The sequence below is a fragment of the Saccharothrix sp. NRRL B-16314 genome (assembly GCF_000716595.1).
Classification (GTDB): Bacteria; Actinomycetota; Actinomycetes; order Mycobacteriales; family Pseudonocardiaceae; genus Actinosynnema.
In genome coordinates this window covers 1-390 of sequence record NZ_JNXC01000141.1, presented here as the reverse complement: position 1 = coordinate 390, position 390 = coordinate 1, and the positions used below count along the sequence as shown (strand labels likewise).

Below are 390 nucleotides of genomic sequence, written 5' to 3'. Positions count from 1 at the left end.
GTCTCACGCCACCGCCGGTAGTCGTCCGCCTCGTCCTGGACCGCGTACCCGTCTCGCATCTCCAGGTGGACGGCCGAGCGGCGGGCGCCGGCGAGCAGCTCATCGAAGCGCGGCGGCTCGTTCTGCCGCATCGCAGGCCTCCCTCAGGATCGGGATCATGTGGGCGGGAATCCGGATCACCGTCTCGCCCGGCGGGATGGTCTTGTCGTGGCCGGGCGCGTTCTTCTCGATGCACTCGGCGCGGGTCGCCTCGTCGGCGATGTAGCTCTGGAGCACGATGTCACGGGTCTTCTCGTCAACCCAGGCCGTCGGGCTCCCGGTCTGTCCGGACTCCGGGTCCACGCCGATGAACTGTAGGGACATGCTCGGCCTCCCTCACGGGGTGTGCAC

At 69.2% G+C, this 390-nt stretch carries 2 protein-coding genes; both read right to left on the bottom strand.

Going from position 1 to position 390, the window contains the following annotated elements; all coding sequences use genetic code 11:
* A partial coding sequence (locus OQ02_RS47460) for a hypothetical protein (protein ID WP_442973742.1) occupies positions 1-59 on the bottom strand: 59 nt, incomplete at its 3' end.
* Between the two features lie 40 nt (positions 60-99).
* A complete protein-coding gene (locus OQ02_RS39400; protein WP_197043727.1) occupies positions 100-342 on the bottom strand; it encodes a hypothetical protein in 243 nt (80 codons plus the stop codon).
* Between the last annotated feature and the right edge of the window lie 48 nt (positions 343-390).